At 73.6% G+C, this 17,683-nt stretch carries 13 protein-coding genes; 3 read left to right on the top strand and 10 right to left on the bottom strand.

Annotated elements, in window-relative coordinates; translation table 11 throughout:
* Positions 1 to 12 precede the first annotated feature (12 nt).
* Positions 13 to 1,308, bottom strand: coding sequence for an ABC transporter substrate-binding protein (locus CAE01nite_RS17175; RefSeq protein ID WP_146906761.1), 1,296 nt, complete (start codon positions 1,306 to 1,308; stop codon positions 13 to 15).
* A gap of 372 nt (positions 1,309 to 1,680) precedes the next feature.
* Here CAE01nite_RS17175 and CAE01nite_RS17170 point away from each other — a divergent pair, with 372 nt between their 5' ends.
* Positions 1,681 to 2,706 (top strand): LacI family DNA-binding transcriptional regulator, encoded by a 1,026-nt coding sequence (locus CAE01nite_RS17170; protein WP_146906760.1) that lies wholly within the window; start codon positions 1,681 to 1,683, stop codon positions 2,704 to 2,706.
* 66 nt (positions 2,707 to 2,772) lie between these two features.
* Here CAE01nite_RS17170 and CAE01nite_RS17165 read toward each other — a convergent pair whose 3' ends face one another.
* Positions 2,773 to 4,545: a glycoside hydrolase family 13 protein gene (locus tag CAE01nite_RS17165; RefSeq protein WP_281285617.1), complete on the bottom strand. Its 1,773-nt coding sequence runs from the start codon at positions 4,543 to 4,545 to the stop codon at positions 2,773 to 2,775.
* Positions 4,546 to 5,131: 586 nt separating this feature from the next.
* On the opposite strand from CAE01nite_RS17165, the gene CAE01nite_RS17160 reads away from it, so the two are divergent.
* Positions 5,132 to 6,271 carry an ROK family transcriptional regulator gene (locus tag CAE01nite_RS17160; protein ID WP_222595977.1) on the top strand — a complete coding sequence of 380 codons (1,140 nt, stop codon included), beginning with the start codon at positions 5,132 to 5,134 and terminating at the stop codon, positions 6,269 to 6,271.
* Between the two features lie 126 nt (positions 6,272 to 6,397).
* Here CAE01nite_RS17160 and ilvD read toward each other — a convergent pair whose 3' ends face one another.
* Together ilvD and CAE01nite_RS17150 are read right to left on the bottom strand one after the other, a co-directional pair.
* A complete protein-coding gene (gene ilvD, locus CAE01nite_RS17155) occupies positions 6,398 to 8,155 on the bottom strand; it encodes a dihydroxy-acid dehydratase (RefSeq protein ID WP_246131308.1) in 1,758 nt (585 codons plus the stop codon).
* A 61-nt stretch (positions 8,156 to 8,216) separates the two neighbouring features.
* Positions 8,217 to 8,876 carry a 4a-hydroxytetrahydrobiopterin dehydratase gene (locus CAE01nite_RS17150; RefSeq protein WP_146906759.1) on the bottom strand — a complete coding sequence of 220 codons (660 nt, stop codon included), beginning with the start codon at positions 8,874 to 8,876 and terminating at the stop codon, positions 8,217 to 8,219.
* 379 nt (positions 8,877 to 9,255) lie between these two features.
* Between CAE01nite_RS17150 and CAE01nite_RS17145 the strand changes: the two genes are divergently transcribed.
* Positions 9,256 to 10,065 (top strand): MerR family transcriptional regulator, encoded by an 810-nt coding sequence (locus CAE01nite_RS17145; protein ID WP_146906758.1) that lies wholly within the window; start codon positions 9,256 to 9,258, stop codon positions 10,063 to 10,065.
* A 96-nt stretch (positions 10,066 to 10,161) separates the two neighbouring features.
* Here CAE01nite_RS17145 and CAE01nite_RS17140 read toward each other — a convergent pair whose 3' ends face one another.
* The 6 genes from CAE01nite_RS17140 to gatC form a co-directional block, all read right to left on the bottom strand.
* Positions 10,162 to 11,214 carry a 2-hydroxyacid dehydrogenase gene (locus CAE01nite_RS17140; RefSeq protein WP_146906757.1) on the bottom strand — a complete coding sequence of 351 codons (1,053 nt, stop codon included), beginning with the start codon at positions 11,212 to 11,214 and terminating at the stop codon, positions 10,162 to 10,164.
* Positions 11,215 to 11,387: 173 nt separating this feature from the next.
* The gene (locus CAE01nite_RS17135; protein WP_146906834.1) at positions 11,388 to 13,466 is read right to left on the bottom strand and encodes a PhoX family protein; all 2,079 of its coding nucleotides are present in this window, start codon (positions 13,464 to 13,466) and stop codon (positions 11,388 to 11,390) included.
* A gap of 264 nt (positions 13,467 to 13,730) precedes the next feature.
* On the bottom strand, positions 13,731 to 14,300 hold the full coding sequence (locus tag CAE01nite_RS17130) for a GNAT family N-acetyltransferase (RefSeq protein ID WP_146906756.1): 570 nt from the start codon (positions 14,298 to 14,300) through the stop codon (positions 13,731 to 13,733).
* Complete coding sequence (gene gatB / locus CAE01nite_RS17125; protein WP_146906755.1) at positions 14,300 to 15,814, bottom strand: Asp-tRNA(Asn)/Glu-tRNA(Gln) amidotransferase subunit GatB; 1,515 nt, start codon at positions 15,812 to 15,814, stop codon at positions 14,300 to 14,302. The genes CAE01nite_RS17130 and gatB overlap by 1 nt, the downstream gene beginning before the upstream one ends.
* Positions 15,815 to 15,819: 5 nt before the next feature.
* A complete protein-coding gene (gene gatA, locus CAE01nite_RS17120; protein ID WP_146906754.1) occupies positions 15,820 to 17,334 on the bottom strand; it encodes an Asp-tRNA(Asn)/Glu-tRNA(Gln) amidotransferase subunit GatA in 1,515 nt (504 codons plus the stop codon).
* Positions 17,334 to 17,630 carry an Asp-tRNA(Asn)/Glu-tRNA(Gln) amidotransferase subunit GatC gene (gene gatC, locus CAE01nite_RS17115; RefSeq protein ID WP_146906753.1) on the bottom strand — a complete coding sequence of 99 codons (297 nt, stop codon included), beginning with the start codon at positions 17,628 to 17,630 and terminating at the stop codon, positions 17,334 to 17,336. The genes gatA and gatC overlap by 1 nt, the downstream gene beginning before the upstream one ends.
* Positions 17,631 to 17,683 lie beyond the last annotated feature (53 nt).

The following is a 17,683-nucleotide window of genomic DNA, read 5'->3' as shown; positions in this document are numbered from 1 at the left end:
GGGGTCCGAGGGTCATTCAGGGACGGGAGCACGGAAGGCCAGACGCGCCCAGTCGGCGTCGAGCCTTCGCAGGATCGGCTCCGGCTGGTCGCCGGTGGCCAGGGACTGCGTGTAGTTCTGCAGCGGGATCGACTGCGGGACGAGCTGGGACGCACCGAGGTAGAAGTCCGCGCGGTCGTAGTACTCCTTGAGCTCCACGAGGGTCGTGTTCGTGACCGGTGCCGCGTCCTCGGTGACCCCGAAGCCGAGCGCCTCGGCGTTGTAGGCGTCGATGACGTCGGGCCGCATGAGGAACGACAGGAACTCCCGCGCCGCCTCCTTCTTGGCCGACCCCTCGGGGATCCACAGCGCGAGGTCGATGTTCACCCGGACCTTGCGGTCGTCGGGGTCCTCGGTCACCGGCAGCGGGAACGCACCGACGTTGATGTCGGGGTTGGACTTGGCGATCTCGGTCAGCGCCCAGGGCCCCTGCAGGTACATGGCGGCCTCGCCGTTGGCGAAGGCGAGGTTGCCGTCGCCGTAGCCCCGGCTCTCGGCGTCCTCGTTGGTGTACTGGACCAGCTGCTTCATCCGCTCGACCGGCTCGACGAACTGCTTCTGGAAGGCGACCGGGGAGTCGACCCCCACGTCGGCGCCCTGCTGCTTGAGCTCGGTGAAGAACTCCGTGGTGTCGACCATGCCGCCGACCGAGTAGTCGAAGTGGCCCTGCGCGATCGTCCACGGGTCCCGGAACGTGCTGTAGATCGGGGTGACGCCGGCGGCGGTGAGCGTGTCGCACACGGCGACGAACTCCGACCACGTCGTCGGTGGCTCGACACCGACCTGCTCGAAGATGTCCCGGTTGTACAGGACGGCTGCCGCCATCAGGGAGTACGGGATGACGCTGGTGCGCCCGGGGTACGTTGCGGTCACGTCGATCAGCGGCTGCAGCTCGTCGAGGATCCGGTCGGCCTCCGGCATGTCGCCGAGGTCGCTCAGGACCCCGCGCTCGACGTAGCGCGAGACCTCGAAGTTGTAGTTGAGGCAGCCCAGGTCCGGCGGGGTCTCGCGGACGAACGACCCGGCGATGTTCGAGGTGGCGTCGTGGCGCACCCGGACGCTGGACTGCTCCTGGTGGAACCGCTCGATGAGCTGGTCGAAGTAGCCGATCACCTCCGGCTTCGACTGGTAGAAGACGATCTCGGTGACGCCCGAGCCCGGGTTCGGCGCACACGAGGCCAGGGCCGCGGTGGCGCCGGCGGCACCGACGCCCCGGAGGAACGATCGACGGGTCAGCTCCCGTGATCCGAGTGGTAGCGAGGAAGGCACGTCGTCGTCTCCTCCGTAGGACTGTCGTGCGGCGCCTGCGGCGACGGAGCGGCGCGGCGACCGTGGGGCTGGGCGGTGCTGGGCGGTGCCGACGTCGTCGGGCTCGACCGGGACCCGGGGCGAGCGGGCAGCGGCTGTGCTGCCCGACGCCACGGGCGTCGCGCCGGGAGCGTGCTAGTCGCGAGTCCCGGGCCCCGCCGCGTCCTGCGCTGGACGTGTGATCGACCGCGACGACTGTAACCGCTTCCACTACGATGTGTCGAGCGTCACAGCGTCGCCGCCGACCGCCCGTTCCTGAGGGCGCGGCGCTGACTGGGTGCCGCTGGAAGCGCTTCCAATCGACGTGGGGCCAGCAGCCCCGGAGGAGGCCAGGTGGCCAGCATCAAGGACGTCGCAGCGCTCGCGCAGGTCTCCACCGCCACGGCCTCCCGCGCCCTGAGCGGCCGCGGACCGGTGTCCCCCGACGCGCGCGAGCGCGTCCTGCGCGCGAGCGCCCAGCTCAAGTTCGTCCCGTCGGCCAACGCCGCCGGCCTCGCCTCCGGCCGCAGCCGGAACATCGGCGTCATCGTCCCCGGGGTCGACCGGTGGTTCTTCGCCAAGGTCGTCCGCGGCATCTCCGAGGAGCTGCTGGACCGGGGGTACGACCTCTCGCTCTACACCACCGGTGGCAGCCACGACCACCAGGAGAAGGTGCTCGAGGACTACCTGCTCCGGCAGCGGCTCGACGCCGTCGTCCCGGTGGCACTGGAGCTGACCCGGCGCGAGCGTGCCCACCTGCTGTCGATCGGCCGGCCGGTCGTCGGGGTCGGAGGGGCGATGGCCGGCGTCTGCACGGTCGGCATCGACCAGGAGGCGGCCGGCGCGCTGGCCACCGGGCACCTCATCGGTCTGGGGCACCGCTCCATCGCCCACATCACCGCTGGTACGGACCCGAACCGCGACTTCGCGCTCACCGGCACCCGTCGCAGCGGCTTCGAGCACGCGATGGCGCGTGCGGGGCTCGAGGTCCGGCCGTCGTGGCTGGTCGTCTCGGACTTCACCCTCAACGACGCCTACGCACGGTCGAAGCTGCTGCTCGCGAGCCCGGAGCGCCCGACCGCCGTGTTCGCCGCGTCGGACGAGATGGCCGCCGGGACGATCCTCGCGGCCCGCGACCTCGGGCTGCGGGTCCCGGCCGACCTGTCCGTGGTGGGGGTCGACGGCCACGAGCTCGGGGAGGTGTTCGGGCTCACGACGGTGCAGCAGTTCCCCGAGCGCCAGGGGGCACGCGCGGCCGCGCTGCTGATGCAGCAGCTGGGTCCCGAGGGCGCGGTCGGGGACCCGCACCACGAGACCGTCCCCACCGAGTTCGTGGTCCGGTCGAGCACCGCCGCCCCGGTGCGGCCGGGACCGGCGTGACGCGACACCGGCGCCACGGCCGGTCGCCGTGCCGTGCGGCGTCGTCGTCGGTGCCCGGTGCGGGCGTCAGCCGGCCACGCGGTGGACCCGGGCCTCCCAGGGCCGCAGCGGCGCGTCCGGAGCGGGGCTCCCGTCCAGGTTCCCCAGGAGGAGCCCGGCACCCATCCACCGGTCGGCGCCGGGAAGGTCGAGGGCCTGCTCCTCCCCCGAGACGTTGACCAGCACGAGGAGGGACGTGCGCCCCAGGCGACGGGTGAACGCGTACACCTGCTCGTGCTGCGGCAGGAGCATGGTGAAGTCCCCGAGCGCCACGGCGGGCTCGGTGTGCCGCAGCTCGATCAACCGGCGGTAGTGCGCGAGCACCGACCGGGGGTCGTCGAGCTGCGCGGCGGCGTTGATCTCCCGGTGGTTGGCGTTGACCTCGATCCAGGGCTCGCCGGTGGTGAAGCCCGCGTGCGGCGAGTCGTCCCACTGCACCGGGGTGCGCGCGTTGTCCCGGCTCATCGCCGCGAGGGACGCCAGGATCTCGTCCTCCGTGGCCCACCCGTACTCGAGCGCCTCCCGGTGGTGGTTCACCGACTCGATGTCCCGGTACTGCTCGATCCGGGTGAAGCCCGCGTTCGTCATCCCGAGCTCCTCGCCCTGGTAGACGTACGGCGTCCCCCGGTGCAGGTGGAGCAGCGTGGCGAGCGCCGTCGCGGACGCGACCCGGAAGGCGTCGTCGTCCCCGAAGCGGGACACGACGCGCGGCTGGTCATGGTTGTTCCAGTACAGGCTGTTCCAGCCGACCTCGGCGAGGCCGGCCTGCCACCGGCCGAACGTCGCCTTGAGGTCGGTCAGCCGCAGCGGGCGCACGTCCCACTTCGAGGCGCCCTGGTCCAGCGACACGTGCTCGAAGGTGAACACCATGTCGACCTCCGCGCGCCGGGGATCGGTGAACCTGACCGCCTGCTCGACGGTGGCGCCCGGCATCTCCCCCACGGTGAGCAGCCGGCCCGGCCGGCCTGCGAACACCTCGCGGTGCATCTCGGCCAGGTACTCGTGCAGGCGCGGGCCGTACCCGTAGTGCGGGTGCCCGTCGCCGTACACCCGACCCTCGCGGACGACGCCGTCGGGCAGGGCGGGGTCCTTGGAGATGAAGTTGACGACGTCCATGCGGAAGCCGTCGACCCCGCGGTCCAACCACCAGCGCATCATCGCGTGCACGGCCGCACGGACCTCGGGGTTCTCCCAGTTGAGGTCCGGCTGCTTGCGGGAGAACAGGTGGAGGTAGTACTCGCCGGTGGCCTCGTCCAGGTCCCAGGCAGGTCCGGAGAACGCCGCACCCCAGTTGTTCGGCTCGGCGCCGGGCGCGCCCGGCTCCATCCCCGCCCGCGGGCGGCGCCACCAGTACCAGTCGCGCTTGGGGTTGTCGGTCGAGCTGCGGCTCTCGACGAACCAGGGGTGCTCGTCGGAGGTGTGGTTGACGACCAGGTCCATCACGAGCTTCATCCCCCGGGCATGGATGCCCTCCACCAGCGCGTCGAAGTCCTCGAGCGAGCCGAAGGTGGGGTCGATGTCCTGGTAGTCGCTGATGTCGTAGCCGTTGTCGTCCTGCGGCGAGCGGTAGACCGGCGACAGCCACACGACGTCCACCCCCAGGTGCTGCAGGTGGTCCAGGCGGCTCGCGATGCCGCGCAGGTCGCCGACGCCGTCACCGTCGGAGTCGGCGAAGCTGCGCGGGTAGATCTGGTAGACGACTGCGCTCGTCCACCAGGGCGGGCCGTCCGGCCAGGCGCCGCCGGGGGCGTCCGGGTCGGCCGTGGGCCGTGGGGTGTCGGACAGGGGCGAGTCGGTCACGGGATGGCTCCTCGGGTGGGCCGGCGACGCGGCGGGACGGGACGGGACGGCGACGACGGCACATCGTCCTCGGATGTGGGTGGATGCTCAGTCGGTCGAGAAAGCGGCAGGTGCCGGCTGAGAGCGTGCCGAGCCAGCCCAGCGACAGCTCGGGCGGCGACGTGACCGGGACCGGCGCGTCGGTCGACCTCGGGCTCAGCGGCGACACTCGTCGCGCGCAGCGCCCGCACCGTCGGCGCACCCACCTCCCCCAGGTCGGCGCCCTGGTGCAGGACGCGGGGCAGCGGGTCGCCCGAGCAGTCCGGGACGACGCTGACGCCCGCGGCACGAGGGTGCAGGTGGACGTGAGGGTGGGCGCGCATGGTCAGACTTCCGTGTCCGCTGGGCCGGGGCGCCGGATCACGCGCCGCTCCACTTAGTGTTGTGGCGAAAGTCAGCCGACGTCAACACCGCGGCGCGGGACGCCACGACGACACTAGGCGCGGCTACTTCCATCCGGTTCGAAACTAAGAAGCCGGTGCACGAGGTCCCCACTCGGTCACCGGGGCCCGTGCCAAGATGTGGCCGCACCGCCGGAGGGAGACCCGTGACGATCGTCGAAGCCTGGAGCCCGTCCAGCGGGTCGGCGCACGGGGTGGCGCTGGAGGTGCTGCTGCACGGGCCGCTCTCGCGGGCCGAGCTCGCGCGGCGGCTCGGGCTGTCGCAGGCCAGCCTGTCGCGGCTGACCAAGCCGCTGCTCGCCTCCGGCCTGCTGGTGGAGTCCCCCACGCGGCCCGACCCGGCCACCGGCCGCCCCGCGCAGCCGCTCGACGTCGTGCCCACGTCGCACCACTTCGTGGGCGTCAAGCTCACCGGCGAGGTCGCCGCCGCGGTGCTGGTCGACCTGCGCGGCACGGTGCTCCGGGTGGTCGAGGTGCCCGTCCACGATCACGGCGTCGAGCAGGTGGTCACGGTCCTGGCCGGCGTCGTCGCGCAGGTCGCCGCCGGCACGCCGGTGACGGGTGTGGGGATCGGGCTCGGGGGACACTCCCCCGACCACCGTGAGGTGACCGCCGCGCCGTTCCTCGACTGGTCCGAGGTGCCGCTCGCTGATCTCGTGGAGCCTGCCACCGGGCTGCCCACCGTCGTCGAGAACGACGTCGCGGCGCTGACCGCCGCCGAGCACTGGTTCGGCGAGGGCCGCGGGCGCCCGAGCCTGGCGGTGATCACCATCGGCGCCGGCGTGGGCTACGGCCTCGTGCAGCACGACCAGCAGGTCGTGCACAGGGACATGGGGATCGGGCTGATCGGGCACCACCCGTTGTCCGCCCATGGTGCGGTGTGCGCCGAGGGGCACCGCGGCTGCGCGACCGCGATGCTGACGATCCCCTCCCTGACCGGCCAGGCGTCGCTCGCCCTGGGCCGTCCGGTGGGCTACGACGAGATGCTGTCCCTCGCGCACGACGGCGACGCGGCGTGCGCCCGCCTGGTCGACGACGCCGCCCGCGCGCTGGGCCGGCTCCTCGCCGCCGTGGGCAACCTGACGATGCCGGAGCGGATCGTGGTGACCGGCGAGGGGGTCGCCCTCGCCGACGCCGCGTGGGCCACGGTGCAGGCGGCGATCCGCGCCGACCGCGACCCCCGTGCCTCGGCCCTGGACGTGGTGACGCGGCCCGGCGACTCCACGCAGTGGGCGCGCGGGGCCGGGGTCGTGGCCATCCAGGACTTCGTGCTGCGGGTGCGGTGACGCGTTGCCCGACGGCCGGAACGCACCAGGGACGACGCTGCGCCCCGGCCGCTCGGGCGACCGGGGCGCAGCGGGATCGTGCGGGGCCGTGCTCGGATCAGCACGGCGCTCAGATCAGCACGGCGCTCAGATCAGCACGGCGCCCTTCGACGCGGACTGCACGAGCTTGGCGTACTTGGCCAGCACGCCTCGCGTGTAGACGGGGGGCAGCGGCTCCCAGCCCCCGGCGCGGGCGGCCAGCTCGGCCGGCTCGACGAGCAGGTCGAGGGTCGCGTTGGCGACGTCCAGCCGGATCCGGTCACCGTCGCGCACGAACGCGATCGGGCCCGCGTCGACGGCCTCGGGTGCGACGTGGCCCACGCACAGGCCGGTCGTGCCGCCGGAGAACCGGCCGTCGGTGAGCAGCAGGACGTCCTTGCCGAGGCCTGCGCCCTTGATCGCGCCGGTGATGGCGAGCATCTCGCGCATGCCCGGCCCACCCTTGGGGCCCTCGTACCGGATCACGACGACGTCGCCGGCCTGGATGGTGCCGTCCTCGAGCGCGTCCATCGCGGCGCGCTCGCGCTCGAACACCCGGGCGGTGCCCTCGAACACGTCGGAGTCGAAGCCCGCCGACTTCACCACGGCGCCCTCGGGGGCCAGGGACCCGCTGAGGATCGTGATGCCGCCGGTGCGGTGGATCGGGTTGTCCAGGGCGCGCAGGATCTTGCCGTCCGGGTCCGGCGGCTCGATGTCCGCGAGGTTCTCCGCGACGGTCTTGCCGGTCACCGTCAGGCAGTCGCCGTGCAGCAGACCCGCATCCAGCAGCGCCTTCATGACCACCGGCACACCGCCGATGCGGTCGACGTCGTTCATGACGTAGCGGCCGAACGGCTTGAGGTCGCCCAGGTGCGGGACGCGCTTCGCGACACGGGAGAAGTCCGCGAGCGTCAGGTCGACCTCGGCCTCGTGGGCGATCGCGAGCAGGTGCAGCACCGCGTTCGTCGACCCGCCGAACGCCATGACCACGGCGATGGCGTTCTCGAACGCCTCCTTGGTCATGATCTGCCGCGCCGTGATGCCCTTGCGCAGCAGCTCCACGACGGCCTCGCCGGACTTGGCGGCGTACATGTCGCGGCGGCGGTCCGCCGACGGCGGCGCGGCGGAGCCGGGCAGGGACATGCCCATGGCCTCGGCGACGGACGCCATGGTGTTGGCGGTGTACATCCCGCCGCACGCGCCCTCGCCGGGACAGATGGCGCGCTCGATGCGGCCGAGGTCCTCGGTGCTCATCAGGCCACGTGCGCACGCGCCGACGGCCTCGAAGGCGTCGATGATCGTGACGTCCTTCTCCGTGCCGTCGGAGAGCTTGACCCAGCCCGGCGCGATCGACCCGGCGTAGAGGAACACCGAGGCCAGGTCCAGGCGGGCGGCGGCCATGAGCATGCCCGGGAGCGACTTGTCGCAGCCGGCCAGCAGGACCGAGCCGTCCAGGCGCTCGGCCATCATGACCGTCTCGACGCTGTCGGCGATGATGTCGCGGGAGACCAGCGAGTAGTGCATCCCCTCGTGGCCCATCGAGATCCCGTCGGAGACGGAGATCGTCCCGAACTCCATCGGGAAGCCGCCCCCGGCGTGCACGCCGTTCTTCGCGGCGGACGCCAGGCGCTGCAGCGACAGGTTGCAGGGCGTGATCTCGTTCCACGAGCTCGCGACGCCGATCTGCGGCTTGACCCAGTCGTCGTCGCCCATGCCGACCGCGCGCAGCATGCCGCGCGAGGCGGTGGCCTCGATCCCGTCGGTGACCTGACGGCTACGGGGCTTGATGTCCACCGCCGGGTCGGTGGCGCTGCCGCGGGTGAACTGGCCGCCGGCGGACGTGCTGCTCTCGGTGGTGCTGGTCATGCGCGCGAGTCTAGGTCGGCCGCCGACGGGCGCCGGTCGCTGTTCGAACCTCGGACGGCGCTCACTCGGGCTGCCGGCCCTGCCAGGTGCAGACGCACACCTCGTTGCCCTCCGCGTCGGCCAGGATCCGGAAGGCCGGGTACCTCGCGTCGGACACCAGGTGTCCTCCGGCGGCCAGCGCGGCCTCGACCCGCGCGTCGGCGACGTCGTGCGGGACCGTCACGTCGACGTGGATGCGGTTGCGCTGCGGGCGGGGCGCGTCCATCTGCTGGAACCACACGGTCGGGCCGATGCCGGCGGGGTCGACGACCTCCTCCGCGTCCCCGCCGTCCTGGTAGCCCAGGACCGCCCGCCAGAACGGCAGCACCGCGAGGATGTCGAGCGCGTCGATCGCGATCTCCAGCGCCTGCGGTGCGGCCGGCTCCCCCTCGATCCCGAGCTCGTCGGCGATCGACGAGATGACGCCGGCGAGCGCCGTGTCGCGCTCCGTCAGCCCGCCGGCGTCGTGGCTGGTGAGCACCACGTGCACGCGCCCGTACCGCAGGTCGACGTCGGGGTGGTGGTTCGCGGCGTCGGCCGCCTCGCCGATCCGGGCGACGAGCTCGACGCCCCGCGCGAAGGACCCCGTGCGGAAGGTGGCCCGCAGGGTCCTCAGCAGGACGCGCCAGTGCCGGGCGTCGACGGACTCCTGGACGGTGCGGTGCAGCGGCAGCTCGGTCATGGGCCCACTGTGGCAGGGGCCACCGACACGGCCCAGCGCCGGCTGCGAACGGGGCCGACCGCACCCGGGCCGCGCCCCCACGCCCCGCTGTCGTGGTCCGGCTCACCGATCTGCCGTCCGGACGCGTCGGTGAACACCCACCGGTCCCGCCGTCGCTGGATCCTCACGCCTCGCGTGTGGGAGTCGACGCGGCCCACCGCGGATGAACGCCGGGCCCGTGCCGCACGGCAGCCGCCGTATCGCGTACGGCGCTCCGGCCCAGGGCCACAGCGCCCCGCAATGCACGTGGTTGCGGTTGACGTAGCGTCAACTCCTAGCGTCGTGGGCGACGGCGGAACGGCCGCCGTCGGAGCGCACGACACGGACGAGAGGGCGGGCCATGGAGGCGATCGTGCAGGCCGCGTCGGACCGGACGCCCCTGCGAGGCGGGGGCCGCCGCGACGCCTGGACGATCGGCGAGGTCGCCCGGCTCGCGGGCGTCACCACCCGCACCCTGCGGCACTACGACGCCGTCGGGCTGCTGCGACCCACCGGGGTCGCCGCGGGCGGACGGCGGCTGTACGGCCGGACGGAGCTGCTGCACCTGCAGCAGGTCCTCGTCCTGCGCGAGCTCGGCGTGGACCTGGCGACGGTCGCCGAGATCCTCGCCGACGGGGACGACGTCGTCCGACGTCGCCGGCTGCGCGAGCACCACGCCCGCCTGCTGGCCGAGCGGGACCGGTTCGACCGGCTCGCGCGCACCGTGGAGAGCACGCTCCGCTCACTGGAAGGAGGGATCGAGATGGCAGCGAAGGACCTGTACGCCGGGTTCGACAACAGCCAGTACGACGCCGAGGCGCGCGAGCGATGGGGCGACGAGGCGGTCGACCGCAGCAACGCCTCGTGGGAGAGCCTCGGCAAGGAGGGCCGCGCGGCGTTCGGGGAGGAGAGCACCGCGATCGGCCGCGGGCTCGCCGAGAGGATGGCGGAGGGCGCCGACGTCGCCGACCCGCGGGTCCAGGCACTGGTGGCGCGCCACCACCGCCAGATCGCGACGTTCTGGACGCCGGACCGGGAGGCGTACATCGGCCTGGGTCAGATGTACGTCGACGACGAGCGGTTCACCGCCACCTACGACGCGTTCGCCCCCGGCCTGGCGCCGTACCTGCGCGACGCGATGCGGGTGTTCGCCGAGTCCCACCTGGAGTGACGCGGGCGGGTGGCGCAGCCCGGCGAGCCCGGCACGACGACGGCGCGGACCTGGCCTCGGCCGGGTCCGCGCCGCCTGGCAGCCGCCGCCGGACCCTCAGGTCCGCGCGACGACGTTCTCCAGCTCGCGGCCGGCGGCGAGGCGCTCGAGCTGGTCCTGGACGAGCGTGGTCATCCGGCGCGGCGTCGCGGTGGTGTTGCCTCCCTCGTGCGGCGTGAGGATCAGCCCGGGCGCCGACCACAGCGGGTGCTCGGCCGGCAGCGGCTCGGGGTCGGTGACGTCCAGCGCCGCGCGCAGCCGGCCGGACCGCAGCTCCGCCAGGAGCGCACCGGTGTCGACGACCTTCCCGCGCGCGACGTTGACCAGCAGCGCGCCGTCGGGCATCCGTGCCAGGAAGCCGGCGTCCACGAGCCCGTCGGTCTCGTCGGTCAGCGGGACGGTGAGGATCACGACCTCCGCACCGGGCAGCAGGTCGGGCAGCTCGTCGACGCCGTGGACCTGCACGCCGTCCTCCTCGCGCGCGGTGCTGGCGACCCGGACGACGTCGACGACGAACGCCTCCAGGCGCCGCGCGACGGCGGCGCCGATCGCCCCGTGCCCGATGACGAGCGCCCGCCGGTCCGCCAGCGAGGGACGGGTCCGGGAGGTCCACTCGTGACGGTCCTGCGCCCGCAGGTAGTCGTCGAGCCCCCGCAGCGACGCGAGGGTCAGCGCGAGCGCGAGCTCGGCGGTCTCGTCGTCGTGCACGCCCCGGCCGTTGCACAGCGTGACGCCGGGCGGCAGGTGCGGCATCACGTGCTCGAAGCCGGCGCTGGGCAGCTGCACGACGGCGAGGTGCGGCACGTCCCGCAGGCGCCGCAGCGTCTCGCCGACGACGCCGTGCGGGACGACGACGACGTCGACGGTCGCCGCGACCTCGGCCGGCAGGTCCCTCGTCAGGTCCCACAGCTCCAGCTGCACGCCGTCGGGGACCGTGAGCGCGTCGCGGGAGGCGTCGTCCGGCACCGTGACGGTGACGAGCCGGCCGCCCTGGTCCTCGCGGCGCCCGACGGGCACGGCACGGTCGTCGGGCGTCCCGGGGTCGGGCCTCCGGGGCTCGGGCGTCCCGGGGTCGGGCTGGCTGGGGGCGGTCGCGGTGTCGTGGCTCATCGCGGCCATCGTGCCGGACGACGAGCCCCGGGGTCGGCGGGAGCGCGCCAGGGTTGGGCCGGAGTGCGCCGACGTCGCGGCAGCGCGCCGGCGCCGGGCACGACGACGCCCTCCCGGGTCGCGGCCCGGGAGGGCGTCGTCGTCACGGCCGGCCTAGCGGGCGCCGGCGGGGATCAGCCCCGCCACACCTGGACGACGGACGGACGCGGCCCGGCGAACTGCCCGGGACGGTTGGTGTCCGTGTAGTCGGGGAAGTGCGAGCGCTGGGCGCCCCAGGTGCCGTCCTCCCCCGGGTGCTGCACGTTGACGTAGACCATGGACTCGGCCTCGTCGATCACCGGACCGCAGGTCTCGGCGTCGATCGGCACGGCCAGGAACTGCTCGACCAGGCCGCGCTGCGCTCCCTCCAGCCGCACGCGGAACAGGGCGTCGTTGTACCCGATGGTGCCGGGCTGGCCGTCGGTGGAGATCCACAGGTTGCCGGACTCGTCGAAGGCGAGGTTGTCCGGGCAGGCGATCGGCGAGACCCGGTCACGCGGGAAGCCGGCGAAGTAGGCCGAGGCGTCCTTCGACGGGTCGCCGCAGACCAGCAGCAGCGACCAGGTGAAGGTGGTCGCCGTCGGGTCGTCGCCGGTCTCGCGCAGCTCCACCACGTGGCCGTCGCGGTTCCGGTTGCGCGGGTTGGGCTCGGTCGCGCCCTCGACCGTCGCGGAGACTCCGCGGTTGGTGTTGTTCGTGCACGCGACGTACACCCGTCCGGTCACCGGGCTCGCCTCGACGTCCTCGGGACGGTCCATCTTCGTCGCACCGACCGTGTCCGCGGCGAGGCGCGTGTACACCGCCACCTCGGCGGCGGAGAAGCCGGCGACCCGGCTCTGGCCGTCGACGAGCAGCGGGACCCACTCGCCGGTGCCGTCGAAGGCGCCGTCGGAGGGCAGCTTGCCCGTGCCGTCGATCTCCGCGACCGGGGAGTCGCCGGTGAACCGCGCGACGTACAGCGAGCCGTTCGAGAGCAGCGTCTTGTTGTGCGCGCGGTCGGCCTGCCGCGTCCCGGTGCGGATGGTGTCGGCGGACACGAACTTGTACAGGTAGTCGAAGCGCTCGTCGTCGCCCGAGTAGGCCGCCACGTGACCGGACGGCGCGACGACGATGTTGGCGGCCTCGTGCTTGAACCGGCCCAGCGCGGTGTGCTTGACCGGCGGGGCGTCGGGCTCGAACGGGTCGAGCTCGACCACCCAGCCGAAGCGGTGCGGCTCGTTCTCGTAGCCGGGGTTGGTGGCGTCGAACCGGGGGTCCTCCTGCTCCCAGCCGCGCGAGGTCGGCCGGTTCGTCAGGCCGTAGCGGGCGTCGCCACGTCCGGTGCCCGTCGTGCGGAAGTACTGGTTGAAGTTCTCCTCGCCGGACAGCACGGTGCCCCAGGGCGTCGTGCCGCCGGCGCAGTTGTTGAGCGTGCCGAGCACGACGGTGCCGGACGGGTCCGCGACCGTGCGCAGGAGTGCCGAGCCCGCCGCCGGGCCGTCCACCGTGAACGGCGTCGACACGGTGATCCGGCGGTTGTGCGCGCTGCGCCGCTGGTACTCCCACGGCTGCCCGGCACCCCGGCGGCGGACCTCGACCACGGACATGCCGTGCGCGGCCATCGCGATGCGGCGCTGCTCGGAGATCGTCGCCGGGTCGGCCGAGGGCGGGAACATGATGTTCTCGTTGGTGTACTCGTGGTTCGACACGAGCAGCGCCTTGGTGTCGCGGGTGCGCGGCGCGGTGCCGGTGTGGTGCGGGCCGCCGGTGACGCCGCGCGACCGGTTCATCGAGATGATGTCCAGGTAGTCGTTGTTGTACCCGAACTGGCCCGCCTGGGCCTGCGCCGTCTGGTTGTCCGGGTCGAACTCCGGTGCCCCGCGCAGGATCGGGTCGCCCCAGCGGATGATCGGTGCCCACCGGTACCCGGCCGGGACGGTCATCGCGTCGACCGTGGTCGGCACGGGCGGGATGACGCCGAACGCGAGGCCCTGGCCGGCGGCGGCCCGCGAGCCGGCCGCGGCCGCCGGGAGCGCCGAGGTCGCCGGGTTCACGAGCAGGGCCAGCGCGCTCAGCCCGACGCCGCCGAGGACGGCGCGACGCGTCAGCGCGGCGCCGGCGATCTCGGCGAAGTAGCCGTTCTCGCTGGTGTTCGGCACGGGCTGGGAGCAGGCGTCGCCGCACTTGAGGTGGCAGGTCACGGCGCTGCGCTTGCCGCGGGTGTGCCCGAACATGGGCAGGAGGCGACGGGAATCGGGAGCGATGGTCACAGGGAGACCTTCCACACGGGGGCGGGCGGGATCGACGCCTGCGACCGTAGGAACCCTCCGTGTCCTCCCGCCGACCGGCAGGTGACCGTGGGTTGAACACTCGCCCGACGTCACCGGTCGGCCCTCCGCCCGGCCCCGCCCTGCCCGCCCCGCCCGGCCCGGCTGGTCCGGCCCCGGCTGGTCGAACCCGGCCCGGCCGGGCCCGGCGACGCTGCCCGCGCCGGTCCGTCAGCCGCGGTCGGAGCCGCCGCGGAACTCGTCCTCGAGGATCCCCATGACGACGGCGTCCGACCAGCGGTCGCCGTCGCGGTAGGCGTCCCGCATCCGGCCCTCCACCCGGAAGCCGACGCCCTCGTACAGCGCCTGGGCACGCGGGTTGATGGCGAGCACGTCCAGGCCCACGCGGTGCAGCCCCAGCCCGTCGAACGCCAGCCCGAGCACCAGCCCGATCGCCTCGGTCCCGTACCCGCGCCCCCGCATCGCCGGACGCATCGACAGCCGCAGCGACGCCGAGCCGTTCTGCTCGTCGATGTCGTTGAGCACGATCTCGCCGAGGTAGTCGTCCGACCCGCCGGCCGTCACCGCCCAGTCGATGCGGCCGTCCGCGGCGGCGACCTCCGCGCACCACCGGTTGATCTGCGCGCGCGTGAAGGTCGCCGTCGTGCCGGTGACCCGGCGGCTCTGCGGGTCCGTGACGATCTCCCACATGCCGTCGGCGTCCCGGGCCGCGAGCGGGCGGAGCCGGACGAGCTCACCCTCCAGGGTGGGCTTGTCGGCCACCCTCCGGCGCGCGGGCATCAGCCCTCGACGCCGAGCCGGGACAGGATGAGCTCACGCACGCGGCCCGCGTCGGCCTGCCCGCGGGTCGCCTTCATGACGCCGCCGACGATCGCGCCCACGGCCTGCACGCGCCCGCCGCGGATGCGGTCGGCGACGTCCGGCTGGGCAGCCAGGACCTCGTCGATCGCCGCGAGCAGGGCGCCGTCGTCCGACACGACCCCCAGCCCGCGCGCCACGAGGACCTCCTCCGGCGACCCCTCGCCGGCGAGGACGCCGTCGAGCACCTGGCGGGCCAGCTTGTCGTTGATCCGGCCGGAGTCGACGAGCGCCTGCAGCTCGCCGACCTGCGCCGGGGTGACCGGCAGCTCCGCGAGCTCGACCTCGCGCTGCTTGGCGGTGCGGGCGAGCTCGCCCATCCACCACTTGCGCGCGGCCGCCGGGCTCGCGCCCGCGGCGACGGTCGCCTCGATGAGGTCGAGCGCGCCGGCGTTGAGCACGTCGCGCATCTCGGGCTCGGCGTAGCCCCACTCGTCGGTGAGCCGGCGGCGGCGGGCGCCGGGCAGCTCGGGCAGCGACGCGCGGATCTTCTCGACCCACTCGCGGGAGGGCGCGACCGGGACGAGGTCCGGCTCGGGGAAGTAGCGGTAGTCCTCGGCGTCGGACTTCACGCGGCCCGGGGTCGTGACGCCGGTGTCCTCGTGCCAGTGCCGGGTCTCCTGCACGACCGTCCCGCCGGCGGCGAGGATCGCGGCCTGCCGGGAGACCTCGTAGCGCACGGCCCGCTCGACCGAGCGGAAAGAGTTGACGTTCTTGGTCTCCGTCCGTGTGCCCAGCGGGGACTCCGGGGTCGGCCGGAGCGAGAGGTTGACGTCCGCCCGGACGTTGCCGCGCTCCATCCGCGCCTCGGAGACACCCAGGGTGCGGAAGATGTCCCGCAGCGCCTGCACGTACGCGCGGGCGACCTCCGGGGCGCGGGCGCCCGCGCCGGTGATCGGCTTGGTGACGATCTCCACGAGGGGGATGCCGGCGCGGTTGTAGTCGACCAGGGAGTACTCCGCGCCGTGGATCCGCCCGGTGGAGCCGCCGACGTGGGTGTTCTTGCCCGCGTCCTCCTCCATGTGGGCGCGCTCGATCTCGACCCGGAAGACCGTGCCGTCCTCCAGCTCGACGTCCAGGTACCCCTCGAAGGCGATCGGCTCGTCGTACTGCGACGTCTGGAAGTTCTTCGGGACGTCGGGGTAGAAGTAGTTCTTCCGCGCGAACCGGCAGCGCTCGGCGATCTGGCAGTTCAGCGCGAGCCCGATCCGGATCGCGTACTCCACCGCGGTGCCGTTGACGACCGGTAGCGCCCCGGGCAGCCCGAGGGACACCGGGGACACCGCGGTGTTCGGCTCGGCGCCGAACGTCTGCGGGGCGGGGTCGAACATCTTGGTGCGGGTGCCGAGCTCGACGTGCACCTCGATGCCGATCACCGGGTCGAAGCGGTCGATCGCCTCGTCGTAGTCGACGAGCTCGACGGCAGTGGTGCTCACGGTGCTCACGTGACGACCTCCAGCTCCGGCGCGCGCGACAGCAGCGGCGCACCCCAGGTGTTCTCGAGCAGGGACTCCAGCGCGGCGCCGACCCGGTACAGCCGGTCGTCGGCCTTGGCCGGGGCGAGGATCTGCAGGCCCACGGGCAGGCCGTCGTCGGACAGGCCGTTCGGCACGGACATGCCCGGGACGCCGGCGAGGTTCGCCGGGATGGTCGCGACGTCGTTGAGGTACATCGCCAGCGGGTCGTCGAGCTTCTCCCCCAGGCGGAACGCGGTGGTCGGCGCCGTCGGCGAGACGAGCACGTCGGCCCGCTCGAACGCGGCGGCGAAGTCGCGCTGGATGAGGGTGCGGACCTTCTGCGCGCTGCCGTAGTACGCGTCGTAGTACCCGGCGGACAGCGCGTAGGTTCCCAGGATGATGCGGCGCTTGACCTCGTCGCCGAACCCGGCGCCGCGGGTGGCGCCCATGACGCGCTCCGCGGTGACCGGACCCTCGGTGGGCTCCACGCGCAGGCCGAAGCGCATGCCGTCGAACTTCGCCAGGTTGCTGGACGCCTCGCTCGGCAGGATCAGGTAGTACGCGCCGAGCGCGTAGGTGAAGTGCGGGCAGGAGACCTCGACGATCTCGGCCCCGGCCCCGCGCAGCAGCTCCAGCGACTCCTCGAAGCGGGCGCGGACGCCGGCCTGGTAGCCCTCGCCGCCCAGCTCGGTGACGACGCCCACCCGGACGCCGCTCAGGTCGCCGGTCGCGCCGCGGCGGGCGGCGTCGACCAGGGCCGGCAGCGGCTCGGGGATGGAGGTGGAGTCGCGCGGGTCGTGCCCGCCGATGAGCTCGTGCAGCAGCGCCGAGTCCAGCACCGTGCGGGTCACCGGGCCGGCCTGGTCGAGGCTGGACGCGAGCGCGATCAGCCCGTAGCGCGAGACGCCGCCGTAGGTCGGCTTGACCCCGACGGTGCCGGTGACGGCGCCGGGCTGGCGGATGGAGCCGCCGGTGTCGGTGCCGATCGCCAGCGGCGCCTCGTAGGCGGCGACCGCCGCGGCCGACCCGCCGCCGGACCCGCCGGGGATCCGGTCGAGGTCCCACGGGTTGTGGGTGTTGCCGTAGGCCGAGTGCTCCGTGCTGGACCCCATGGCGAACTCGTCCATGTTGGTCTTGCCGAGGATCGGCAGGCCTGCCTCGCGCAGGCGGGTGGTGATGGTCGCGTCGTACGGCGGGACCCACCCCTCGAGGATCCGCGAGCCGGCGGTGGTCGGCATGCCGCGCGTGACGACGATGTCCTTGACCGCGATCGGCACGCCGGCCAGCACGTGCAGGTCCTCGCCCGCGGCCCGGCGGGCGTCCACGTCGCGGGCCGTCGCGAGCGCGTCCTCGCCGTTGACGTGCAGGAACGCGTGGACCGCGGGCTCGACGGCGGCGATCCGGTCCAGGTGCGCCTGGGTGGCCTCGACGCTCGACACCTCGCCGGTGGCGAGCCGGCCGGCCAGGTCGGCTGCGGACAGCCGGGTCAGGTCGGTCATCAGTCCTCCTCCAGGATCTGCGGGACGAGGAACCGGCCCTGCTCCGCGGCGGGGGCGCCGGCGAGGATCTCGTCCACGTCGAGCGTCGGCTCGGGGACGTCCTCGCGGAACACGTTCGTCATCGGCAGGGGGTGGCTGGTGGCCGGCACGTCGGGGGTGGCGACCTCGCTGACGCGTGCGACGGCGTCCACGATGTGGTCGAGCTCGCCGGCGAGGCGGTCCAGCTCGGCGGGCGTGAGGTCGATGCGGGCCAGCCCGGCCACGCGCGCGACCTCGTCACGGGAGATGGTGGACATGCGGGCGAGTCTAGTGGCGCCCGTGTGACCGCCAGGTGACGGGCCGTGACCGG

The organism is Cellulomonas aerilata (genome assembly GCF_007991755.1).
GTDB lineage: Bacteria > Actinomycetota > Actinomycetes > Actinomycetales > Cellulomonadaceae > Pengzhenrongella > Pengzhenrongella aerilata.
This window is presented reverse-complemented; position numbering and strand designations above follow the sequence as displayed.

Coding starts and splice junctions, on each gene's coding strand:
- ilvD (WP_246131308.1), bottom strand. CDS start 8,155: ATGACCAGCACCACCGAGAGCAGCACGTCCGCCGGCGGCCAGTTCACC.
- CAE01nite_RS17150 (WP_146906759.1), bottom strand. CDS start 8,876: ATGACCGAGCTGCCGCTGCACCGCACCGTCCAGGAGTCCGTCGACGCC.
- CAE01nite_RS17145 (WP_146906758.1), top strand. CDS start 9,256: ATGGAGGCGATCGTGCAGGCCGCGTCGGACCGGACGCCCCTGCGAGGC.
- CAE01nite_RS17140 (WP_146906757.1), bottom strand. CDS start 11,214: ATGAGCCACGACACCGCGACCGCCCCCAGCCAGCCCGACCCCGGGACG.
- CAE01nite_RS17135 (WP_146906834.1), bottom strand. CDS start 13,466: ATGTTCGGGCACACCCGCGGCAAGCGCAGCGCCGTGACCTGCCACCTC.
- CAE01nite_RS17130 (WP_146906756.1), bottom strand. CDS start 14,300: ATGCCCGCGCGCCGGAGGGTGGCCGACAAGCCCACCCTGGAGGGTGAG.
- gatA (WP_146906754.1), bottom strand. CDS start 17,334: ATGACCGACCTGACCCGGCTGTCCGCAGCCGACCTGGCCGGCCGGCTC.
- gatC (WP_146906753.1), bottom strand. CDS start 17,630: ATGTCCACCATCTCCCGTGACGAGGTCGCGCGCGTGGCCGGGCTGGCC.